The following is a 1,397-nucleotide window of genomic DNA, read 5'->3' as shown; positions in this document are numbered from 1 at the left end:
TCAGCCCCGTCGAGTTCGAAGAGGCCAACTGGCCCACAGACGAAGGCCGCCCGAAGGCGGCGTAAAGGGTGTCAACGGAATCGGGGTAGATTCAGAAGGGCATCGACGTGACGAGCGCCGCAGACCCGGTCTTCGAGGCCGGCGAGTTCTCCAGGTTCAAGAGCGCCAGGTCGTTCGCGGCGTGGCTCGGGCTCACGCCCTCCGAGCACTCCAGCGGCGAGAGCGTGCGGCAGGGCGGCATCACCAAGGCCGGCAACAAGCACCTGAGGCGCGTGCTCGTCGAGTCGGCGTGGCACTACCTCGGCTGCTCGCCGCACCCGAAGGACCTGGCCAAAGGCCAGGCGCCGGACCCCGCCGCGAGGCGCCACGCCGCCAAAGGCGCGAGGAGGCTCGTCGGAAGGCGGGCGGCGATGCTCGAGCGCGGCGTCCAGAAGAACAAGGCCAACGTGGCGACGGCGCGCGAGCTGGCATGCTGGGCTGGGCCGTTGGCCGCATGGCCGAGGGCGCGTAGCGGAAGGGGCCGCGCCGGCATACGAAGCGGTCATCCCACCTCCGGCCGGATCCGAGGCCGTTGGGGCGGACCCCGGTCTCTTTTTTTGCGAGCGCCGCAGGCGCCACCCGCGTAAACAGACTGTCGAGACGACGAGGCAGCCTCAGCCGTAGCAACGGATTGCCCAGCAAGAGATTGCCGCGGGCGGATATTAAACTGCAAAGACGAGCGTCGGAAAGACACGCCGAGGTCGCCGCGGGCGAGTTGATATAGAGCGAGGGCCTGGCCCCGAAATTGTCGGGGCCAGGCCCAATTACGCCTCTTGACAATGTCCTGCTCATATTAAAAAGCCCCGCATAAGCGAGGCTGTGAATTCTGGAGCGGACAACGGGGCTCGAACCCGCGACCCCAACCTTGGCAAGGTTGTGCTCTACCAACTGAGCCATGTCCGCAAATGGTGGGCGATACAAGATTTGAACTTGTGACCCCTACCGTGTCAAGGTAGTGCTCTCCCCCTGAGCTAACCGCCCATTCGCTGCCGTCCGAGCCGTTCTGCTCGAACCGACGAGTTGATATAATACCCATTCCCACCGTTCAGTGCAAGCACTTTTTTAAAAAAAGTTTTGAGAGCAAAAAAGCCTAGGTCGAGATCGGGTTCCCAGCTCCTGCTGACCCCTCTTCGCTCATGCGATGTATCTTGCGCACGCGCTTTCCCAAGTTTTGGCAAGAACGAAAGAAGAATAGGATCATTTGTCTTTGCAAATTGCCCTGCAGCAGAAAACGGATTCGAAGCCGCATACGAAAGAAGGCGACCCTGCGGCCGCCTTCTGGTTTGCTATGGTGTCGGAGGCGGGATTTGAACCCGCACACCCGGTATATGGGCACTAGCACCTCAAGCTAGCGTGTC

Annotated in this window: 1 protein-coding gene and 2 tRNA genes; 1 reads left to right on the top strand and 2 read right to left on the bottom strand. The window is 61.9% G+C overall.

Features of this window, described 5'->3' with window-relative positions; translation table 11 throughout:
• The first annotated feature begins 107 nt into the window (after positions 1 to 107).
• Positions 108 to 626, top strand: a complete 519-nt coding sequence (locus HMPREF9451_RS10245; protein WP_009138942.1) for an IS110 family transposase — start codon at positions 108 to 110, stop codon at positions 624 to 626.
• Positions 627 to 866: 240 nt separating this feature from the next.
• On the opposite strand, the gene HMPREF9451_RS03560 is transcribed toward HMPREF9451_RS10245, so the two are convergent.
• Together HMPREF9451_RS03560 and HMPREF9451_RS03555 are read right to left on the bottom strand one after the other, a co-directional pair.
• Positions 867 to 942: transfer RNA gene (locus tag HMPREF9451_RS03560), tRNA-Gly, on the bottom strand.
• Positions 943 to 945: 3 nt separating this feature from the next.
• Positions 946 to 1,020, bottom strand: a tRNA-Val gene (locus tag HMPREF9451_RS03555).
• Between the last annotated feature and the right edge of the window lie 377 nt (positions 1,021 to 1,397).

Source organism: Slackia piriformis YIT 12062, from assembly GCF_000296445.1.
GTDB classification, from domain to species: Bacteria; Actinomycetota; Coriobacteriia; order Coriobacteriales; family Eggerthellaceae; genus Slackia; species Slackia piriformis.
The sequence above is the reverse complement of the archived record's forward strand: the minus strand, read 5'-3'. Positions and strand labels throughout refer to the sequence as shown.